Source organism: Serratia sp. AKBS12 (assembly GCF_024793895.1).
Classification (GTDB): Bacteria; Pseudomonadota; Gammaproteobacteria; order Enterobacterales; family Enterobacteriaceae; genus Serratia_F.
The window spans coordinates 546517-565099 of record NZ_JANUSB010000002.1; the positions used below are offsets into that span (position 1 = coordinate 546517).

The 18583-nt window shown below is 57.9% G+C and carries 13 protein-coding genes and 1 pseudogene; 6 read left to right on the forward strand and 8 right to left on the reverse strand.

What is annotated here, in order from left to right:
- Nucleotides 1-65: 65 nt before the first annotated feature.
- From hfq to nnr, 6 genes are all read right to left on the reverse strand, one after another.
- Nucleotides 66-374, reverse strand: a complete 309-nt coding sequence (gene hfq, locus NYE85_RS02500; RefSeq protein WP_004955988.1) for an RNA chaperone Hfq — start codon at nucleotides 372-374, stop codon at nucleotides 66-68.
- A gap of 234 nt (nucleotides 375-608) precedes the next feature.
- Nucleotides 609-1553 (reverse strand): tRNA (adenosine(37)-N6)-dimethylallyltransferase MiaA, encoded by a 945-nt coding sequence (miaA, locus tag NYE85_RS02505; RefSeq protein WP_259002725.1) that lies wholly within the window; start codon nucleotides 1551-1553, stop codon nucleotides 609-611.
- Entirely contained in the window at nucleotides 1546-3429 is a 1884-nt protein-coding gene (gene mutL, locus NYE85_RS02510; RefSeq protein WP_259002726.1) for a DNA mismatch repair endonuclease MutL, read from the reverse strand. Before mutL ends, miaA begins: the two co-directional genes overlap by 8 nt.
- 21 nt (nucleotides 3430-3450) lie before the next feature.
- Nucleotides 3451-5262 (reverse strand): N-acetylmuramoyl-L-alanine amidase AmiB, encoded by a 1812-nt coding sequence (gene amiB, locus NYE85_RS02515; RefSeq protein WP_259002727.1) that lies wholly within the window; start codon nucleotides 5260-5262, stop codon nucleotides 3451-3453.
- Nucleotides 5263-5269: 7 nt separating this feature from the next.
- A complete protein-coding gene (gene tsaE / locus NYE85_RS02520; RefSeq protein WP_259002730.1) occupies nucleotides 5270-5740 on the reverse strand; it encodes a tRNA (adenosine(37)-N6)-threonylcarbamoyltransferase complex ATPase subunit type 1 TsaE in 471 nt (156 codons plus the stop codon).
- A gap of 13 nt (nucleotides 5741-5753) precedes the next feature.
- Complete coding sequence (gene nnr, locus NYE85_RS02525; protein ID WP_259002732.1) at nucleotides 5754-7265, reverse strand: bifunctional ADP-dependent NAD(P)H-hydrate dehydratase/NAD(P)H-hydrate epimerase; 1512 nt, start codon at nucleotides 7263-7265, stop codon at nucleotides 5754-5756.
- Here nnr and queG point away from each other — a divergent pair.
- Nucleotides 7264-8115, forward strand: a pseudogene (gene queG, locus NYE85_RS02530) (tRNA epoxyqueuosine(34) reductase QueG); the annotation flags it as partial. The gene nnr and the pseudogene queG sit on opposite strands and share 2 nt — an antisense overlap.
- Nucleotides 8116-8325: 210 nt before the next feature.
- Here the strand turns inward: queG and orn are convergent.
- Nucleotides 8326-8871 (reverse strand): oligoribonuclease, encoded by a 546-nt coding sequence (orn, locus tag NYE85_RS02535; RefSeq protein WP_259002733.1) that lies wholly within the window; start codon nucleotides 8869-8871, stop codon nucleotides 8326-8328.
- 242 nt (nucleotides 8872-9113) lie between these two features.
- On the opposite strand from orn, the gene rsgA reads away from it, so the two are divergent.
- The 3 genes from rsgA to mscM all read left to right on the forward strand — a co-directional run bounded on the left by rsgA (nucleotide 9114) and on the right by mscM (nucleotide 14510).
- Entirely contained in the window at nucleotides 9114-10163 is a 1050-nt protein-coding gene (gene rsgA / locus NYE85_RS02540) for a small ribosomal subunit biogenesis GTPase RsgA (RefSeq protein ID WP_259002734.1), read from the forward strand.
- A gap of 74 nt (nucleotides 10164-10237) precedes the next feature.
- Nucleotides 10238-11134, forward strand: coding sequence for an archaetidylserine decarboxylase (asd, locus tag NYE85_RS02545; protein ID WP_259002735.1), 897 nt, complete (start codon nucleotides 10238-10240; stop codon nucleotides 11132-11134).
- A 13-nt stretch (nucleotides 11135-11147) separates the two neighbouring features.
- Entirely contained in the window at nucleotides 11148-14510 is a 3363-nt protein-coding gene (mscM, locus tag NYE85_RS02550; protein ID WP_259002736.1) for a miniconductance mechanosensitive channel MscM, read from the forward strand.
- Between the two features lie 63 nt (nucleotides 14511-14573).
- Here mscM and epmA read toward each other — a convergent pair whose 3' ends face one another.
- On the reverse strand, nucleotides 14574-15551 hold the full coding sequence (epmA, locus tag NYE85_RS02555; RefSeq protein WP_259002737.1) for an elongation factor P--(R)-beta-lysine ligase: 978 nt from the start codon (nucleotides 15549-15551) through the stop codon (nucleotides 14574-14576).
- A gap of 498 nt (nucleotides 15552-16049) precedes the next feature.
- On the opposite strand from epmA, the gene frdA reads away from it, so the two are divergent.
- Nucleotides 16050-17846, forward strand: coding sequence for a fumarate reductase (quinol) flavoprotein subunit (gene frdA / locus NYE85_RS02560; RefSeq protein ID WP_259002738.1), 1797 nt, complete (start codon nucleotides 16050-16052; stop codon nucleotides 17844-17846).
- Nucleotides 17839-18573, forward strand: a complete 735-nt coding sequence (locus NYE85_RS02565; RefSeq protein ID WP_259002739.1) for a succinate dehydrogenase/fumarate reductase iron-sulfur subunit — start codon at nucleotides 17839-17841, stop codon at nucleotides 18571-18573. Before frdA ends, NYE85_RS02565 begins: the two co-directional genes overlap by 8 nt.
- Nucleotides 18574-18583 lie beyond the last annotated feature (10 nt).

The following is an 18583-nucleotide window of genomic DNA, read 5'->3' on the forward strand; positions in this document are numbered from 1 at the left end:
GTTTGGGGAACACAGGCAGCACTTTACTGCCCATGTTCCCCGACATGGTTGTCTTGCAACGCGCTTTACTCAGCGTCATCGCTTTCCTGCTGCGGCTGTTGCGGCGCAGACGGATTATTACCATGGTGATAGTTACTGGTGCCGCCGCTCGGATTATTGCTATGGTGCGAAACCGGGCGTGACGGGACAACGGTAGAGATAGCGTGCTTATAAACCATTTGACTCACTGTGTTTTTCAACAGGATGACAAACTGATCAAAAGACTCGATCTGGCCTTGCAGCTTAATACCATTCACCAAATAAATAGAAACCGGAACACGTTCACGACGCAATGCGTTCAGGAACGGATCTTGCAAAGATTGCCCCTTAGCCATTCTATCTTTTCCTTATTTGCTTGTTGTTTGTAACTAAGAACCTGTCGGCTCTAAAATAAACGACGTAAAAAATTTGCGCGCTGAATACTCATCAATTGTACACAATCACTCGACCTATGCACTATATCCTTCATCTTTCAAGCCTGTAACGGCAGTGGCTACTTGCATTACCCCTTCACTTAACGCTTCAAGCTTCAGGAATTCCCGCATTAGCCTGCTGACGACAACCTGAAATCAACGGGATAAAACCACCTGTGTTACCGAGTTCAAAGCCTCTCCCGGCTTTTCACTGTCCAGCCAATGGACCGACTCCCAACCTCGTAACCAGGTCATTTGGCGTTTGGCCAACTGACGTGTTGCGCAAATACCACGATAAACCATCTCATCGTAACTAATCTCGCCAGAAAAATATGACCACATCTGGCGATAACCGACACAGCGAATGGAAGGCAAATCCGTATGCAAATCACCCCGCGCAAAAAGTGCGCGCGCTTCCGTTTCAAAACCTGCCGCCAACATTTGATGGAACCGCTGCTCAATGCGTTGATGTATCAACTCACGGCTGGTCGGCGCTATCGCAAATTGGTGAACATGATACGGCAACGATTCACCCGAAATTTTAGTCAGTTCCGTTAAAGTTTTACCCGAAATAAAAAAAACTTCCAGTGCTCTGGACAGTCTCTGCGGATCATTCGGATGAATTCTCAATGCGGCAACCGGATCAATGGCCTGTAACTGACGGTGCAGAGCTTCCCAACCCTCTGCTTGCGCCTGCCGTTCAATACGCTCGCGCACCGCCGCATCGGCCGGTGGCAACGGCGACAGGCCTTCCAGCAACGCCTTGAAATACAACATGGTTCCACCCACCAGCAGCGGGATACGCCCGGCGGCGGTGATGTCGGCCATTTCTTTCAGGGCATCGGCACGAAAATCGGCGGCGGAGTAAACCTCGGCGGGATCGCGAATATCAATCAGCCGGTGCGGCGCCTGCGCCAATTCTTCTGCGCTGGGCTTGGCGGTGCCGATATCCATGCCACGATAAATCAGCGCAGAGTCCACGCTGATCAGTTCTACCGGCCAACGTGCGCGCAACGCCATTGCCAGCGCGGTCTTGCCCGATGCCGTAGGCCCCATGACGAAAATCGCCGGGGGACGTGATGCTATTTCAGTTTCAGTCATGCGTAAGGGCTGCCAGTGCAGCCTGTAAATCAACAGGTTGTAAAAGTCCGGCCGGTGGCGATTTGACCAGCTGCGGGCAAAGTCGTTCAACGTCGGTCAATAATTGTATCGCTTGCGAGCTGTTCCACTGTTCATGTTCGCTGCCTATGTGGCGGGCGATCCAGGTGGCCAGCACCGTCGGCGACATCTCGTGATGTTCGGCCAGATAGCCTAACAGCTCCGGTATCAGTTTTTGTAAATTTTGTTGGCGTAATGGTAAAGGCACTGCGCGCAGCGTCACACGCCCGTGATCAACCTGCAGTTCCAGCCCCATTTTCACCAGCAACGCCTGATGCCTGGTACAGGCCGACGCTTCGTTATTGCGCAGTGTCAGCTTGAGCGGAATCAGCAGTGGTTGCGGCCGCAACCCCTCTTCCGGCGGGTTCAGCTGCGCCTGACGCAGCCAGCGTTCGGCCACCGGCAAATTGAGTAACGCCAGCTGCTGGCGCTGTTCCAGCAGGGCATAGCACGGCGGATAGACCATCAGCACGCGGCCAAAGCCATGCTGACTGCCGGCCAGCGGCGTTTCCTGCGCGACTTTCGGCGCGGGGAACAGCGGGGCCTTCACCGTCTCGGCCGTCGGCATAACTGCCGGCTCGGCCGTCGCCTGCATCAAACGGCCGTACAGCTCTCCTTCGCGCTTTTGATAGCCGGAAGCGCCGCCGTGGTAGGGCTGAGGGGGACGTTCGCGCGCCGCCGGCGGACTTGCCGCTGACGGTTCGCGGCGCGGTGCCGGCTGGGAAAAATGATTGCCACCGGCCGCAACGCGGTTTTCCGGCTGCCATGCCGGCGCGGCGTCTGGAGCATCGGTTGCTTCTGCCAGCGGTAGCGGCGCACTGCCAAGCTGTTGCAATACCGTGGTCACCGCCTGATAGATAAAGTCATGCACCAGCCGCGCCTGATGGAAGCGCACTTCATGCTTGGCAGGATGCACGTTGACGTCCACCTGATGCGGATCCACCTCGAGATACAGCACATAGGCCGGCTGCTGGTCGTCTTTCAGCTGATCCTGATAGGCCTGGCGGATCGCATGGTTGATCAGGCGGTCGCGCATCATGCGGCTGTTGACGTAACAGTATTGCAGTTCGCCCAGTTGCCGCGCGCCGGCCGGATCGGCCACCCAGCCGCGAATGGTCAAATCGCCGTGTTGCCAGGAAACCGCCAGCGCATGCTGCAAAAACGCCGGCCCGCAAATACTGCCAAGTCGGCGCTCGTGCTGGCTTTCTTCCTTCGCTGTACGGTACTGACGCATCAGCTTGCCGTTATGACTGAGATTGATAGCCACATCGAAACGCGCCAGCGCAATGCGCCGCACCACTTCATCGATATGACCGAATTCGGTTTTTTCGGTGCGCATGAACTTGCGGCGCGCCGGGGTATTGTAGAACAGATCGAGTACTTCAACCGTGCTGCCAACCGGATGCGCCGCCGGTTTGACCATCACCGCCTGATCGCGCCCTTCGGCGTAGGCCTGCCAGGCTTCTGGCTGTTCGGCAGTGCGCGACGTCAGCGTCAAGCGTGACACCGAGCTGATACTGGCCAGCGCTTCGCCGCGGAACCCCAGGCTGACGATGGCTTCCAGATCGTCAAGCGTGCTGATTTTACTGGTGGCGTGACGCGCCAGCGCCAGCGCCAGATCGGCCTTGCCGATGCCGCAGCCGTTGTCACGAATTCGGATCAGCTTGGCGCCACCGCGCTCAATATCAATATCAATACGCGTCGCGCCGGCATCCAGACTGTTTTCCACCAGTTCCTTCACTACCGACGCAGGCCGCTCCACCACCTCTCCGGCGGCGATCTGGTTGGCGAGCTGTGGTGGCAACACCTGGATTGGCATACTGGCTCCTCGAGAGTGGCGTTACGCCTGCGGAATGGTCAAAGTCCGATCCAGCGGCGCAACGTCCGATTTCAGTTTATTGGCGCTTTTTAATTCACTGACGCTCACGCCATAACGGCTTGCAATCGATGACAGCGTATCACCGCGCACCACTTTATATCTGGCCGGTTTCTTGCTGACCGGTTTCGCCTTGGCGACGCTCCGGCTCTGACTGCCAGCGGTGCTGCCCGCCGGCACTTTCAGGCGCTGGCCAACCCAAACGCCGTCTTTCTTCAGATGGTTCAGGTCACGCAGCGCCGCCATGCTGATGCCGTAGCGACCCGCGATGCCGGAGAGCGTTTCCGCCCGTTTCACCACGTGGATCTGGGTCTTACCCCGATAACTGCTGTTGCCAGCGGAGCGGGTAGTCACCGGCTCCGGCTGGCTGACGTCTGGTGTAGATTCGTTAACCGCCGCTGCGACGTCCAGCGGTCGGTTTTCCACCTTTGGGTCGGCTTGTAGCGGATGCGACAGGAAATAGCTGCGCAGGCCGCGATGGATCGCCTTGGCTATTTTCTCCTGATACGCGCTACTGCCCAGCAGTCGCTCCTCCGAAGGGTTACTGATAAAGCCGGTTTCCACCAGCAGGGACGGAATGTCCGGTGAACGCAGCACGCCAAGGCTGGCAGGCTGCGGACGGCTCTTGTGCAATACGCCGATGGTTTGCATTTCACTCAGTACCTTGGTCGCTACGTCATAGCCGACGCGCTGTGAATGACCGAACTGCAGATCCAGTACTGCCTGGCTGAGATAAGGGTCCGCCTGGCTATTGGCCAGCAGATCGCCCGCGCCACCCAGCAGCTCGGATTGCTTTTCATGCTGTTCCAGCCAGTTGGCCATTTCGCTGTTGGCGCGGCGGTTGTTCAATACCCATACCGATGCACCGGTGGCACTGCGGTTTGGCGCAGAGTCGGCGTGAATCGATACCAATACGTTAGCACCGTGCTTGCGCGCCACGTCCGAACGGCCCATGACCGAAATAAAATAGTCGCCGTTGCGCGTCAGCACCGGCTTGAACATCGGGTCATCGTCCAGCAGCGCCTGCAAGCGGCGCGCGACGGCGATAGTAACGTTCTTTTCACGCAGACCGTTCGACCCGATGGCACCGGGATCCTGCCCGCCGTGGCCAGCGTCAATCGCTACCACCACGCGGTTGCCGGAGCCGGCTGACACCCGGCTGCTGCGCGGCGTATCCGCCGTTGCCGTACCAGCCACCACCGCCGGCTTGTTCTTGAACGGGTTGGACGCCGAAGAGCTGGTGGGCGCACGACGTACCGGTTCGGCCGGCTCCTCGATCAGCACCGGTTGGCGAACCGCCGGCTTGCTGACAATCGGCTTGCTGACCGTCGGTGCCGGAGCCTGGCGAGTGGTGGTGGACCCACCGCCTTCCGCTGCGATGGTAAACACCACGGTATACAGGTTACCGTTTTGCCGCGTTACCGCCCGCGTTTTGGCCCGCCGGGTCAGATCGAACACCAATCGCACGCTTTGCGCATCTTTCGGCGTGCTGGAACGAATGCTCTTCACCAGGTTTTGACCGCTAAAGTTCAACGGCAGGCCGTTGACCTTGCCGCTCTGGTTGACGTCCAGCACTACGCGCTCAGGCCCGTGCAGCGGGAAGAACGCATATGCCGGCGGGCCGTTGAAGCTCACCGAAACGGTGGCCTCACGCTGCGCATTGGTCACCTTGATGTCCGCCAACGACGAGGCTGCCGCCAGCGCATTGCCGGCGCCAAGCAGACCCAGACTCGCCAGCAACGTCACCAGCAGGATTCTTTTTAATCCATACATCATGTTGGCGTCATCCCTGTTGCCCGTGGATTCGGTCGATGAGTTGGTGACCATGGGGGGAAAGCGGCACAATGCGCGCTTCACGGCCCCGATCGTGATAGCTCAGGTGCAGTGCCAGATCCGGCTCCGGCAATACGCCGGTGCCCTGCTGCGGCCATTCCACCAGGCAGATGGCATCCTGCGCAAAATAATCGCGGATGCCCATAAATTCGAGTTCTTCCGGGTCGGCCAGGCGATACAGGTCGAAGTGATACACCGCCAGCGGTTGCAGCGCGTAAGGCTCAACCAGCGTATAGGTCGGGCTTTTAACGTTGCCCTGGTGGCCCAATGCCTGCAAAAAACCGCGGCTGAAGGTGGTTTTCCCCGCCCCCAGATCGCCATAAAGGTAAATGACGCTGGCGCGATCGCACGCCTTCGCCAACGCGGCACCCAATGCAACAGTCGCTGCCTCATCCGGCAGAGGTAATACGAGTTCTTTCATTCGATGATATCTATTATGCCAACTGAGGATTAACGTAATGAGGGATTTCGGGCAACAGATCGGTTGCCAGCAATCCTCTTGTTCCTTGTCTGTCTGCCACTTTATCGGCGGCGGCGCCGTGTACCACACAACCTGCGCAGGCGGCATCATACAGCGAGAGCTTTTGCGCCAGCAAACCGCCGATAATGCCGGCAAGCACATCTCCCATACCGCCGGACGCCATACCGGCATTACCGACGTCGGCAATCGCCATTTCGCCATGTTCGGCAGCAATCACCGTACCCGCGCCTTTCAAGACCACCACGCCGCCATAGTTTTCCACCAGACGTCGAGCGGAAAGTAAGCGATCACTTTCAATTTCTAGCGTACGGCAACCCAACAGCCGCGCCGCTTCGCCGGGATGTGGCGTTATCACGCGATTCTGACGCTTCTCGGGATTTATTGCCAGCAGGTTAAGTGCATCGGCGTCCCATAACGCGGGTTTATCACTACGCTGAAGGATTTTCAGCGCATTCTTACCCCATTCGCCCTGACCCAAACCGGGGCCGACTACCAGAACATCGGCCCATTCCAGCCCCTGTTGCAGGCTATCGTCAGTCAAGCGCTGAGCCATCAGCTCTGGACGTGCGGCGAGCAATGGCGCCAGGTGATCTATGTGAGTAAGCACTCGCACTAATCCGGCACCGCTGCGCAGCGCGGCTTCGGCCGCCATGCGTATCGCACCGCCAAAACCGAGATCGCCGCCGACCACCAGCAGGCGGCCATGTTCTCCCTTGTGCGAACATGGCCGGCGTGGTGGCAACCAGCCCGACAGGTTCGACGCCGACAAACGCTGAATCGGCACAGGTTGCTGTGCCAGCCAGTCAGATAATCCTAGCGTAGTCTGATGAAGTTGCCCGACCCAATCACGCGCCTGCCCGGTTAACAGCCCCGGCTTCAGGGCGATAAACGTCAGGGTATGGGCGGCGCGTATCACCGCCCCCGGCGCCGCGCCACTCTGCGCCAGCAAACCGGACGGGATGTCCAGTGCAACGATCGGCAGGCCGGTGCGGTTGGCGGCTTCAATCAGCGCATCCACCGGCGCACGCGGCGCGCTACCCAGCCCGGTCCCCAGCAGACCATCGATAATCAGATCAATATCGTTTGGCCAGCGGCTGTCAGCCGGTTGAATTTCCCCACCGCCGTCGATCCAGGCCTGCCGCGCCTGCGTGGCCTCCGGCGGCAGCGGTCGAGCCCCTTGGCAGGCAATCAGCGTCACCCTGATACCGGCGGCAGCGGCCAGCCCCGCCACCACATAACCATCACCGCCGTTATTACCATGGCCGCACAGTACCAGCCAGTGACGGCTGGTCGGATAGCGGTCTCGCGCCAGCTGGTACGCCGCAGCGCCGGCGCGCTGCATTAATGCATACAGAGACAGGCCGAGCGAAGCGGCGGCGGCCGGTTCGGCCTGGCGGATCCAGTCCGCAGACCAGACAGAGTGTGGTAAACTGGCGCAGTATTGTTTCTCACTATGGCTCGTCATGACACACCCTCTCGATCTCAATCAACTCGCCCAACATATCAAGCAATGGGGGCAATCGCTAGGATTCCAGCAGGTTGGCATCTGCGATACCGATCTGAGCATGGAAGAGCCAAGATTGCAGGCGTGGCTGGACAAACAGTATCACGGCGAAATGGAATGGATGGCACGCCACGGCATGTTGCGTGCACGACCGCATGAGCTGTTGCCCGGCACGCTGCGCGTTATCAGCGTGCGTATGAATTACCTGCCGGCCAAAGCGGCCTTTGCCAGTACCTTGAACAATCCGCAACTGGGGTACGTCAGTCGTTATGCGCTAGGCCGCGACTATCACAAACTGCTGCGCCAGCGGTTGAAAAAACTCGGCGAACAGATCCAGGACTACTGCGGTGAACTGAATTTCCGGCCGTTTGTCGATTCCGCGCCGGTGATGGAGCGCGCCCTGGCGTCGAAAGCCGGTATCGGCTGGGTTGGCAAGCACTCACTTATTCTTAACCGCGAAGCCGGTTCCTGGTTCTTTCTTGGCGAGTTGCTGATCGATTTGCCGCTGCCGGTGGACCAACCGCAGGAAGAGCAGTGCGGCCGCTGCGTCGCCTGTATTACCACCTGCCCAACCGGTGCGATTGTCGCGCCCTATACCGTTGACGCGCGGCGCTGCATTTCGTATCTAACCATCGAACTGGAAGGCGCGATACCGGAGGAATTCAGGCCGCTGTTAGGCAACCGTATCTACGGCTGCGACGACTGTCAGCTTATCTGCCCGTGGAACCGTTTCTCCCAGCTAACCGACGAGAATGACTTTAGCCCACGCGCTGCGTTGCATGCGCCGCAGTTGATTGATCTGTTTGGCTGGTATCGATAGCCGAACTTTTTCAAATTCTTCATCGGTACGGGGTGCGCATTATACGAGAAATCCTTTTTGCCGCAAGCCCCTAAAAGCAAAAAAACGCTTTTTTTGTTTGATTGCCGATTAATGCGCCAAGGTGGCGAAATAAACGACGACCGGCGTTCATTTGGCGTTCAACCACGGGTAAAACGGCCGATATCGGCCGCAATCTCTGAGTTAAAGCTGAATAAAGTGCTCGCGATAGTAGGCCAGTTCGGCCACCGATTCGCGAATATCATCCAGCGCCTGATGCGTACCCTGTTTTTTAAAACCGACCAGTATTTCCGGTTTCCAGCGGCGCGCCAGTTCCTTCAGGGTGCTGACATCCAGATAGCGGTAATGGAAGTAGGCTTCCAGCTGCGGCATGTAGCGGAACAGGAAACGCCGATCCTGTCCTACGCTGTTACCGCAGATCGGTGATTTACCGGCAGGCACCCACTGTTGCAGGAAGGTAATGGTAGCCAGTTCGGCAGCCTGATCATCGTACGGACTGTCTTTAACCCGCTGCACCAGCCCACTGCCGGTATGGGTGCGCACGTTCCAGTCGTCCATCAGCGCCAACTGCTCATCCGACTGATGCACCGCGATCACCGGCCCTTCTGCCAGGATGTTCAGGTTGGCGTCGGTCACCAACGTGGCGATTTCGATAATGCGATCGCGTTCGGGATCCAGACCGGTCATTTCCAGATCGATCCAAATCAGATTGTTTTCGTTTCCTGTCATGTGATGTCCTGCTTATCAGTCCTGGCGGCGACCGCCGTCGCCCACCGATTGCCGTAGTACGGTCAACAACGGTTATTTAATATAAAATAGCGTGTATCATAGTCTTTTTGGTCGTAACGAGCGATATACTCGTCGTATCTATCCCCCGCAGCGGCGTTGGCTCTCCTGTTTGCCCAGGTGCCACGGGTTTGTCGCCTTGCCGCCGCGTGAATGATGCCGAGTATCCCGCCGAGAGAGGTGCAGTGAGCAAGAACAAACTGTCGAAAGGTCAGCAACGCCGCGTGCAGGCGAACCATCAGCGTCGCCTGAAGCGCACTGATAACAAACCGGAACTGGACGATTCCCAACTGGGCGAGCCGCAAGACGGGATCGTAATCAGCCGCTTTGGCATGCACGCCGATGTTGAAGCGGCAGATGGTAGTCAGCATCGCTGCAACATCCGCCGCACGCTGCGTTCGCTGGTCACCGGCGATCGCGTGGTGTGGCGTCCGGGACTGGGCAGCCATGAAGGGGTAAAAGGCATCGTTGAGGCGGTTCACGAACGAACCTCGGTGCTCACCCGCCCGGATCTTTACGACGGCGTCAAGCCGATCGCGGCCAATATCGATCAGATCGTCATCGTTTCGGCGATCTTGCCCGAACTGTCGCTGAACATTATCGATCGCTATCTGGTGGCCTGTGAAACGCTGGAGGTTGAACCGCTGATCGTACTGAACAAGATCGATCTGCTGGATGCCGAAGCCCGTAAGCTGGTCGACGGCATGATGAACATCTATCGCAACATCGGTTATGCCGTGCTGGAAGTCTCCAGCCGTACCCGTGAGGGCATGGACGCGTTTGAAAAAGCCCTTGCCGGGCGCATCAGCATCTTTGCCGGCCAGTCCGGTGTCGGCAAATCCAGCCTGCTAAATGCCCTGCTGCCACCGTCCAAACAGCAAATTCTGGTAAACGAGGTTTCCGATGTCTCCGGCCTCGGGCAACATACCACCACGGCAGCGCGTCTGTATCACTTCCAGCATGGCGGTGATGTGATTGATTCGCCGGGGGTGCGTGAATTTGGCCTGTGGCATTTGGAGCCGGAACAAATTACCCGTGGTTTTGTCGAATTCCGTGACTATCTGGGCAGTTGCAAGTTCCGCGATTGCACCCATGACAACGATCCCGGCTGTGCCATTCGCGCGGCGGTCGAGCGTGGCGATATCGCGGAAGAACGTTTCGACAACTACCACCGCATCCTGGAAAGCATGGCGCAGGTCAAGGTTCGCAAGAACTTCCCCGACGCCAACGGCTAAGTCTATCGGGCGAGCGTTGACAGCGGCCAAACCGCCGCTACAATGCGCGCCCTTTACCCTTTCAAGAGGTTAACGTGCTGGATAGCATTAAAATTACATTGCAGTACTGGCTGCCAAAGCTGGCGCTAACGCGTCTTGCCGGCTGGGGCGCCGATAAAAAGGCCGGTTGGCTGACTCAACTGGTGGTAAAGGCATTTGCCCGCTTTTATCGCGTCGACATGCAGGAAGCGCAAAACCCGGATCTGGCTTCCTACCCGACATTCAACGACTTCTTTGTGCGCCCGCTGCGCGACGGCGCGCGTCCGATCGTCAGCGATGCCAACGTGTTGGCGCTGCCTGCCGATGGCGCGATAAGCCAGCTCGGCCCAATCCGCGACGATCAGATTTTCCAGGCCAAGGGCCACAACTACAGCCTGGAAGCGCTGCTGGCCGGCAATTATCTGCTGGCAGAACCATTCCGCAACGGGCTGTTTGCCACCATTTATCTGGCGCCGCGCGACTATCACCGCGTCCATATGCCGTGTGACGGCGTGCTGCGCGAAATGATCTACGTGCCTGGCGATCTATTTTCGGTCAATCCGCTGACCGCCGCCAACGTGCCAAACCTGTTTGCCCGTAACGAACGCGTCATCTGCGTATTTGATACTGCCTTTGGACCAATGGTGCAGATTCTGGTCGGCGCAACCATCGTCGGCAGTATCGAAACCGTATGGGCCGGCACCGTCACGCCACCGCGCGAAGGCATCATCAAACGCTGGACCTACCCGGCAGAAGGCATGGAAGGCGCCATTCAACTGCTCAAAGGCGAAGAAATGGGTCGCTTCAAACTCGGTTCAACGGTCATCAACCTGTTTACGCCAGGCAGCGTGCACTTCGAGCCGCGCCTGAACAACGGCACCGTCACCCGCATGGGCGAAGCGTTTGCCGAAGCGTCTGCGGCAGCTGCAACCGCAACCCCCCCACAGACCTAAAGGAACTGCTGCTGTGCGCCTGATTATTACCACGTTGTTGCTCGGTTGTTTATTGACTCAGCCAGCGCTGGCTGCGCCGCTGCCCGATGAGTCACAGCTCCAACAAGAGCTGAAGCAGGCCGAAGGCAATAAAAATGCGCCTAATCAGGCGGAAACGGTGGAGGCGCTGCAAAGCGCCATCAACCGGCTGGCCGAACGCAAGGAGTCCATCACGCGTTCGGAGCAGTATCAGAAGGTGATCGACGAATTTCCCCGGATGACGCAGGAACTGCGTCGTCAACTGACGATTGAAGATGCCAAAATCCTGCCCAATGGCGACAACCTGCCCGCCAGCGATCTGGAACAGCAAATCCTGCAAACCAGCAGCCAGTTGCTGGAACAGGCGCGTTTGCTGCAACAGGAGCAGGATCGCACGCGAGAAATCAGCGATTCCCTTGGCCAACTGCCACAGCAGCAAGCCGAAGCCCGCCGTGCATTAACCGAAACGCAACGGCGTCTGCAAGCTCAGCCGGCCAACCCGACTACGCCGAACGCACTGGCACAGCTGTCGCTGTTGCAGGCGGAGGCCGCGGCGCGCAAAGCCAAGGTTGACGAACTGGAACTGGCGCAGCTCTCCGCCAACAACCGCCAGGAGCTGGCGCGTATGCGCGCCGAGGTGCATAAAAAACGCCACGAAAAGCTGGATGTCCAGTTGCAGGCTCTGCGTAATAATCTCAATAGCCAACGTCAGCGCGAGGCCGAACTGGCGCTCGAAAAAACCGAACTGCTGGCCGAGCAGAGCGGCGAACTGCCAAAAAGCATTAGTCAGCAGTTGCAAATCAACCGAGAGCTGTCCACCGCGCTGAACAATCAGGCTCAGCGTATGGATTTGATTTCATCGCAGCAGCGCCAGGCCGCGTCGCAGACCTTACAGGTACGTCAGGCGCTCAGCACCATCATCGAACAGGCCCAATGGCTGGGATCGTCGTCGGTTCTGGGTGAAACCCTGCGTGCTCAGGTTGCAACGCTACCAGAAATGCCGAAACCGCAGCAGTTGGACAGTGACATGGCGCAACTGCGGGTACAGCGGCTGCAGTTCGAAAGCCAGTTGGAAAAACTGCCGCAACGTGCGCAGAGCATCAAACAGGACGACGGTTCCGATCTGACGCCGGCGCAACAACGCATTATCGACGCGCAGATCCGCACCCAGCATGAGCTGCTCAACTCGCTGCTGTCCGGCTGCGATACGCAAATTCTTGAACTGACCAAACTGAAGGTAGCCAACACCCAGTTGGTGGATGCGCTAAATGAAATCAAGGACGCCACCCACCGCTATCTGTTCTGGGTGCCGGACGTCAGCCCGATCAGCCTGTCCTACCCGCTCAACGTCGCACATGACCTGACCAGACTGCTGTCGCTCGATACCCTGGCTCAGTTGAGCGGGGCAATCATGATGATGGTCACCAGTCGCAGCACGCTGATCCCGATCTTCGGGGCCCTGCTGCTGGTGATTTTCAGCATCAGTTCGCGCAAGCATTACCACGCTTTTCTGGCCCGCTCGAGCAGTAAGGTCGGCAAGGTCACCCAGGATCAGTTCTATCTGACGCTGCGCACCGTATTCTGGTCGATTCTGGTGGCCTTGCCGCTGCCGGTATTGTGGGCCGCGCTGGGGTATGGCCTGCAAAATGCCTGGCCTTATCCGGTGGCGGTAGCGATCGGTGACGGCGTTACTGCCACGCTGCCGATCCTGTGGGTGTGCATGATCAGCGCCGCCTTCGCCCATCCGCAGGGGCTGTTTATCGTTCACTTCCGCTGGCCGGTGCAGCAGGTTTCACGCGCCATGCGTTACTACAAAATGTCGATCTGGCTGATTGTGCCACTGATCATGGCGCTGATTACCTTCGATAACCTGAACGATCGCGAGTTTTCCAATACGCTGGGGCGCCTGTGCTTTATTTTGCTGTGCGTAGCGCTCAGCCTGGTGACCAACAGCCTGAAGCGAGCCGGTATTCCGCTATATCTGGACAAGAAGGGCTCCGGCGAGAACATGCTTAACACCGCGCTGTGGGGGCTGCTGCTGTCGGCACCGCTACTGGCGGCCCTGGCGTCGACCATCGGCTACCTGACCACTGCGCAGGCGCTGTTGGCGCGCCTGGAAACCTCGGTCGCCATCTGGTTCTTCCTGTTGGTGGTATACCACATCATCCGCCGCTGGATGCTGATCCAACGCCGTCGAATTGCCTTCGATCGTGCCAAACAACGGCGCGCCGACATCCTGGCCCAGCGCGCACGCGGCGAAGAAGACGCACCGTACACCACGTTCATCAGCAGCAACGAAGGATCGATGGACGTCGATGAATCCGAGATCGATCTGGACGCGATCAGCGCCCAGTCGCTGCGGCTGGTACGGTCGATCCTGACGATGATCGCGCTGGTGTCGGTGATCTTCCTGTGGTCGGAGATTCATTCCGCCTTTGCCTTCCTGGAAAACATCACCCTGTGGGATGTAACGTCCAAGGTGAACGGCGTCGACACCGTACAGCCAATCACCCTCGGCGCGGTACTGATCGCCATTCTGGTGCTGATCGTTACCATGCAGCTGGTGCGTAACCTGCCTGCGTTACTGGAGTTGGCAGTACTACAGCACCTGGATCTGGCTCCCGGTACCGGTTATGCCATTACTACCATCACCAAGTATCTGTTGCTGCTGTTTGGCGCAATCCTCAGCTTCGCCTGGATCGGCATCGAATGGTCGAAACTGCAATGGGTCGTCACCGCGCTCAGCGTCGGCTTGGGCTTCGGCATGCAGGAGATCTTTTCCAACTTTATCTCCGGCCTGATCATTTTGTTTGAAAAACCGATCCGCATTGGCGATACCGTGACGATCCGCAATCTGACCGGCAGCATCACCAAGATCAATACGCGCGCTACCACCATTTCGGACTGGGATCGCAAAGAGATCATCGTGCCAAACAAGGCATTCATCACCGAACAGTTCATCAACTGGTCGCTGTCCGATTCGGTAACGCGCGTGGTGCTAACCGTGCCTGCGCCGGCGGAAGCCAACAGCGAAGAAGTAACCAAGATCCTGACCGATGCCTCCGAACGCTGCTCGCTGGTGCTGGATAACCCACCACCGGAAGTGTATCTGGTCGATCTGCAACAAGGTATCCAGATATTCGAGCTGCGTATCTACGCCGCAGAAATGGGCCATCGCATGCCGCTGCGTCATGAGATCCACCAGCTGATTCTGGCCGGCTATCGCGAACACGGCATTACTCTGCCGTACCCGCCGTTCCAGGTTCGTACCGAAACGCTGTCCCGTATCAACAACAATGGCCGGGCGGTGTCATCCACTCCGGCACCAAACACCAAACGCGAGTCGGGTGGTTTGTAGAGAGCAGACAAAAAAAGGCCGGCAGTGATTCTGCCGGCCTTTTTTATACCCGATAATGCTTTGTCATGCTCGAGTCACCGGGAAGGCAATAACCTCACTCAGGCTTTCAGCCCCCAGCGCCAGCATCACCAGGCGATCCACGCCCAGCGCTACCCCGGCGCAGTCCGGCATGCCATGGCGCAACGCATCCAGCAGGTTGTGGTCAATCGGCTGTTCAGGCAAACCGCGAGCGGTACGTTTACGATTATCCTGCTCAAAACGCTGGCGTTGTTCGTTGCCATCGGTTAATTCGCGGAACCCGTTCGCCAGCTCCAGCCCCTTGAAGTACACTTCAAAGCGTTCCGCCACCCGGTGATCTTCGGTACTGATTTCCGCCAATGCCGCTTGCGAGGCCGGGAAATGATAGACAAACGCCGGCTTTTCGCGGCCAATGTGCGGCTCGACGCCGACGGTGAACAGCAATTGCAACAGCGTGTCACGGTCTTCTTCCGTGTCGGCAATATTGCCGAGATCCAGCTTGGCCGCCGCTTCACGCAGTTGGGCTTTTTCTGCCGACAGCGGATCGATATCCAGATGACGCAAAAACGCCTGCTGGTACGACAGGGTTTCCGCGCTGCCGCAGTCCAGCACCTGTTGCAGCAGATCGTCCACTTCATTCATCAGCCGGTACATGTCGTAATGCGGGCGATACCATTCCAACATGGTAAATTCAGGGTTGTGGTGACGCCCCGCCTCTTCATTGCGGAACGCACGCCCCATCTGATAGATCGGGCCACTACCGGCCGCCAGCAGACGCTTCATGTGATATTCCGGGCTGGTCATCATGTACAGCGTCATCCCTTCTGCCGCTCCCGGGCCGACAAAACGCGTTTCGAACGGGAACAGGTGAACGTCGGTCACCGTCGCCTGGCTCATCGCCGGCGTTTCAACCTCCAATACGCCGCGATCGGCAAAAAAACGCCGGATCTCAGCCAGGATCGCTGCGCGCTTCAACAAATTGGCGATGGGTGCACTAGGCTGCCAGCTTGCCGTTTCGCTCATGGTAATTACTCCGAAATCAAACAGGGGATGCAGTCTACTCGTATCCTGCCCGGCAAACAAATTCTCGGCTAAAAAGCGTACCTCTGCGGATAAACCCCTTCATTTCCTGGGCCAGACTCTCTTCGGTCCTACGCGTGAACATTGGCTTGCCGCCTGGCGATATCCTCCGCGCTCAGCGCGTCGCTGAAGATTGTGGCAACGCTAGCGGAAAACACAGATACAACCGCCAATAAGCCGGTAAAAAAGCGCGAAATGGATGACAATCGCGTCTCTGCAGGACAGCCTCTCGCCAAATGAATAAAAGACAAAACAATCGATCACATCAAATTTCTACTACTTAACTTTAGGTATAGTGAAAACCCTATAGTTGGTAAGCGTTATTTATCCTTAGTATTTATCGCCAACGGCACATATTTAGTTAGCACCCGAATTATTTACCTGAATTTTAAGTATAGATAATCAATCAGCTATTTTTGACAAGTTTACTGGAGGAATGCAGTGCAAACCTTTAATGCCGATCTCGCCATCATTGGCGCAGGAGGGGCCGGTCTACGCGCAGCAATCGCCGCCGCGGAGGCCAACCCCCAATTAAAAATCGCGCTGATCTCGAAGGTCTATCCGATGCGCAGCCACACCGTTGCCGCAGAAGGCGGATCTGCCGCCGTCACACAGGATCATGATGCCTTTGATTACCATTTCAATGACACCGTCGCCGGCGGTGACTGGCTGTGCGAGCAGGACGTGGTCGATCACTTCGTTCACAGCTGCCCGCGTGAAATGGCCCAATTGGAGCAATGGGGCTGCCCGTGGAGCCGCAAGCCGGACGGCTCGGTCAACGTACGTCGTTTCGGCGGCATGAAGATCGAACGCACCTGGTTTGCCGCAGACAAAACCGGCTTCCACATGCTGCACACCCTGTTCCAAACCTCGCTGAAATACCCGCAAATCCAGCGTTTTGACGAACACTTCGTGCTCGACATTATGGTGGACGACGGGCAGGCTCGCGGCCTGATTGCTATCAATATGATGGAAGGTACCCGGGTGCAGATCCGCGCCAATGCGGTGGTCATGGCCACCGGCGGTGCCGGGCGCGTTTATCGCTATAACACCAACGGCGGCATCGTCACCGGCGACGGCATGGGCATGGCGTTCCGTCACGGCGTGCCGCTGCGTGATATGGAATTTGTCCAGTATCACCCCACCGGCCTGCCGGGTTCCGGCATCCTGATGACCGAAGGCTGCCGCGGCGAAGGCGGCATTCTGGTCAACAAGGACGGCTACCGCTATTTACAAGATTACGGCATGGGGCCGGAAACCCCGCTCGGCGAGCCGAAGAACAAATACATGGAACTCGGCCCGCGTGACAAAGTGTCACAGGCATTCTGGCACGAATGGCGCGCCGGCCGCACCGTGGCTACGCCGCGTGGCGACGTGGTGTATCTGGATCTACGTCATCTGGGCGAGAAGAAGCTGCTGGAACGCCTGCCGTTCATTTGCGAGCTGGCCAAAGCCTACGTGGGCGTCGACCCGGTCAAGGATCCGATCCCGGTGCGCCCTACCGCGCATTACACCATGGGCGGCATTGAAACCGATCAACACTGCGAAACCCGCATCAAGGGGCTGTTTGCCGTCGGCGAGTGTTCTTCCGTCGGCCTGCATGGCGCCAACCGCCTCGGTTCCAACTCGCTGGCAGAGCTGGTGGTATTTGGCCGCGTCGCCGGCGAGCACGCCGCGCGTTGTGCGCTGGAAAGCGGCCCGGCTAGCGGCAGCGCGCTGGACGCGCAGGGTCGCGATGTGGAAACCGCGCTGAGCAACCTGATGAAACAGGAAGGCAGCGAGAATTGGTCGAAGATCCGCGACGAGATGGGGCTGTCAATGGAGGAAGGCTGCGGTATCTACCGTACGCCGGAGCTAATGCAGAAAACCATCGACAAGCTGGCCGAACTGAAGGAGCGTTTCAAACGCGTCAAGATCACCGACACTTCCAGCGTGTTCAATACCGATTTGCTGTACACCATTGAACTCGGTCATGGTCTGGACGTCGCCGAATGCATGGCGCATTCCGCATTCAATCGTAAAGAATCACGCGGCGCTCACCAACGTCTGGATCCTGGCTGTACCGAACGTGATGACATCAACTTTCTCAAGCATACGCTGGCTTTCCATAATCCGCATGGCGTACCGCGCCTGGAGTACAGTGACGTGAAAATCACCAAACTGCCGCCGGCCAAACGTGTCTACGGCGCAGAAGCCGACGCACAGGAGAAAAAGGATAAGGAGCAGGCGAATGGCTGAGATGAAAACCCTGAAAATCGAGGTCATGCGTTATAACCCGGAAAGCGATACGCAACCGCATTTCGAAACCTATAACGTACCTTACGATGAGCAAACCTCGCTGCTTGATGCATTGGGTTATATCAAGGACAACCTGGCGCCGGATCTTTCCTACCGCTGGTCATGCCGTATGGCTATTTGCGGCTCCTGCGGCATGATGGTCAACCGTGTACCGAAACTGGCGTGCAAGACCTTCCTGCGCGAATACACCGGCGGCATGAAAGTCGAGGCATTGGGCAACTTCCCGATCGAGCGCGATTTGGTGGTCGACATGACCCACTTTATCGAAAGTCTGGAGGCGATCAAACCGTACATCATCGGCAACGATCGCAAACCGGAAGACGGCCCAAACCGGCAAACGCCGGCGCAAATGGCCAAATATCACCAGTTCTCCGGCTGCATCAACTGTGGGCTGTGCTATGCCGCCTGCCCGCAGTTCGGCCTGAATCCGGAGTTTATCGGCCCGGCGGCGATCACCCTGGCGCATCGCTACAATCTGGACAACCGCGACCACGGCAAGAAACAGCGCATGCCGCAGCTTAATGGCCAGAACGGCGTCTGGAGCTGTACGTTTGTTGGCTATTGTTCTGAAGTCTGTCCAAAACACGTCGATCCGGCCGCTGCCATCCAGCAGGGCAAGGTAGACAGTGCCAAAGACTTCATGATCGCCATGCTGAAACCGCAATAAGGGAGAGGAG

Coding starts and splice junctions, on each gene's coding strand:
- epmA (WP_259002737.1), bottom strand. CDS start 15,551: ATGAGCGAAACGGCAAGCTGGCAGCCTAGTGCACCCATCGCCAATTTG.
- mutL (WP_259002726.1), bottom strand. CDS start 3,429: ATGCCAATCCAGGTGTTGCCACCACAGCTCGCCAACCAGATCGCCGCC.
- nnr (WP_259002732.1), bottom strand. CDS start 7,265: ATGACGAGCCATAGTGAGAAACAATACTGCGCCAGTTTACCACACTCT.
- amiB (WP_259002727.1), bottom strand. CDS start 5,262: ATGATGTATGGATTAAAAAGAATCCTGCTGGTGACGTTGCTGGCGAGT.
- tsaE (WP_259002730.1), bottom strand. CDS start 5,740: ATGAAAGAACTCGTATTACCTCTGCCGGATGAGGCAGCGACTGTTGCA.
- miaA (WP_259002725.1), bottom strand. CDS start 1,553: ATGACTGAAACTGAAATAGCATCACGTCCCCCGGCGATTTTCGTCATG.
- hfq (WP_004955988.1), bottom strand. CDS start 374: ATGGCTAAGGGGCAATCTTTGCAAGATCCGTTCCTGAACGCATTGCGT.
- orn (WP_259002733.1), bottom strand. CDS start 8,871: ATGACAGGAAACGAAAACAATCTGATTTGGATCGATCTGGAAATGACC.
- NYE85_RS02565 (WP_259002739.1), top strand. CDS start 17,839: ATGGCTGAGATGAAAACCCTGAAAATCGAGGTCATGCGTTATAACCCG.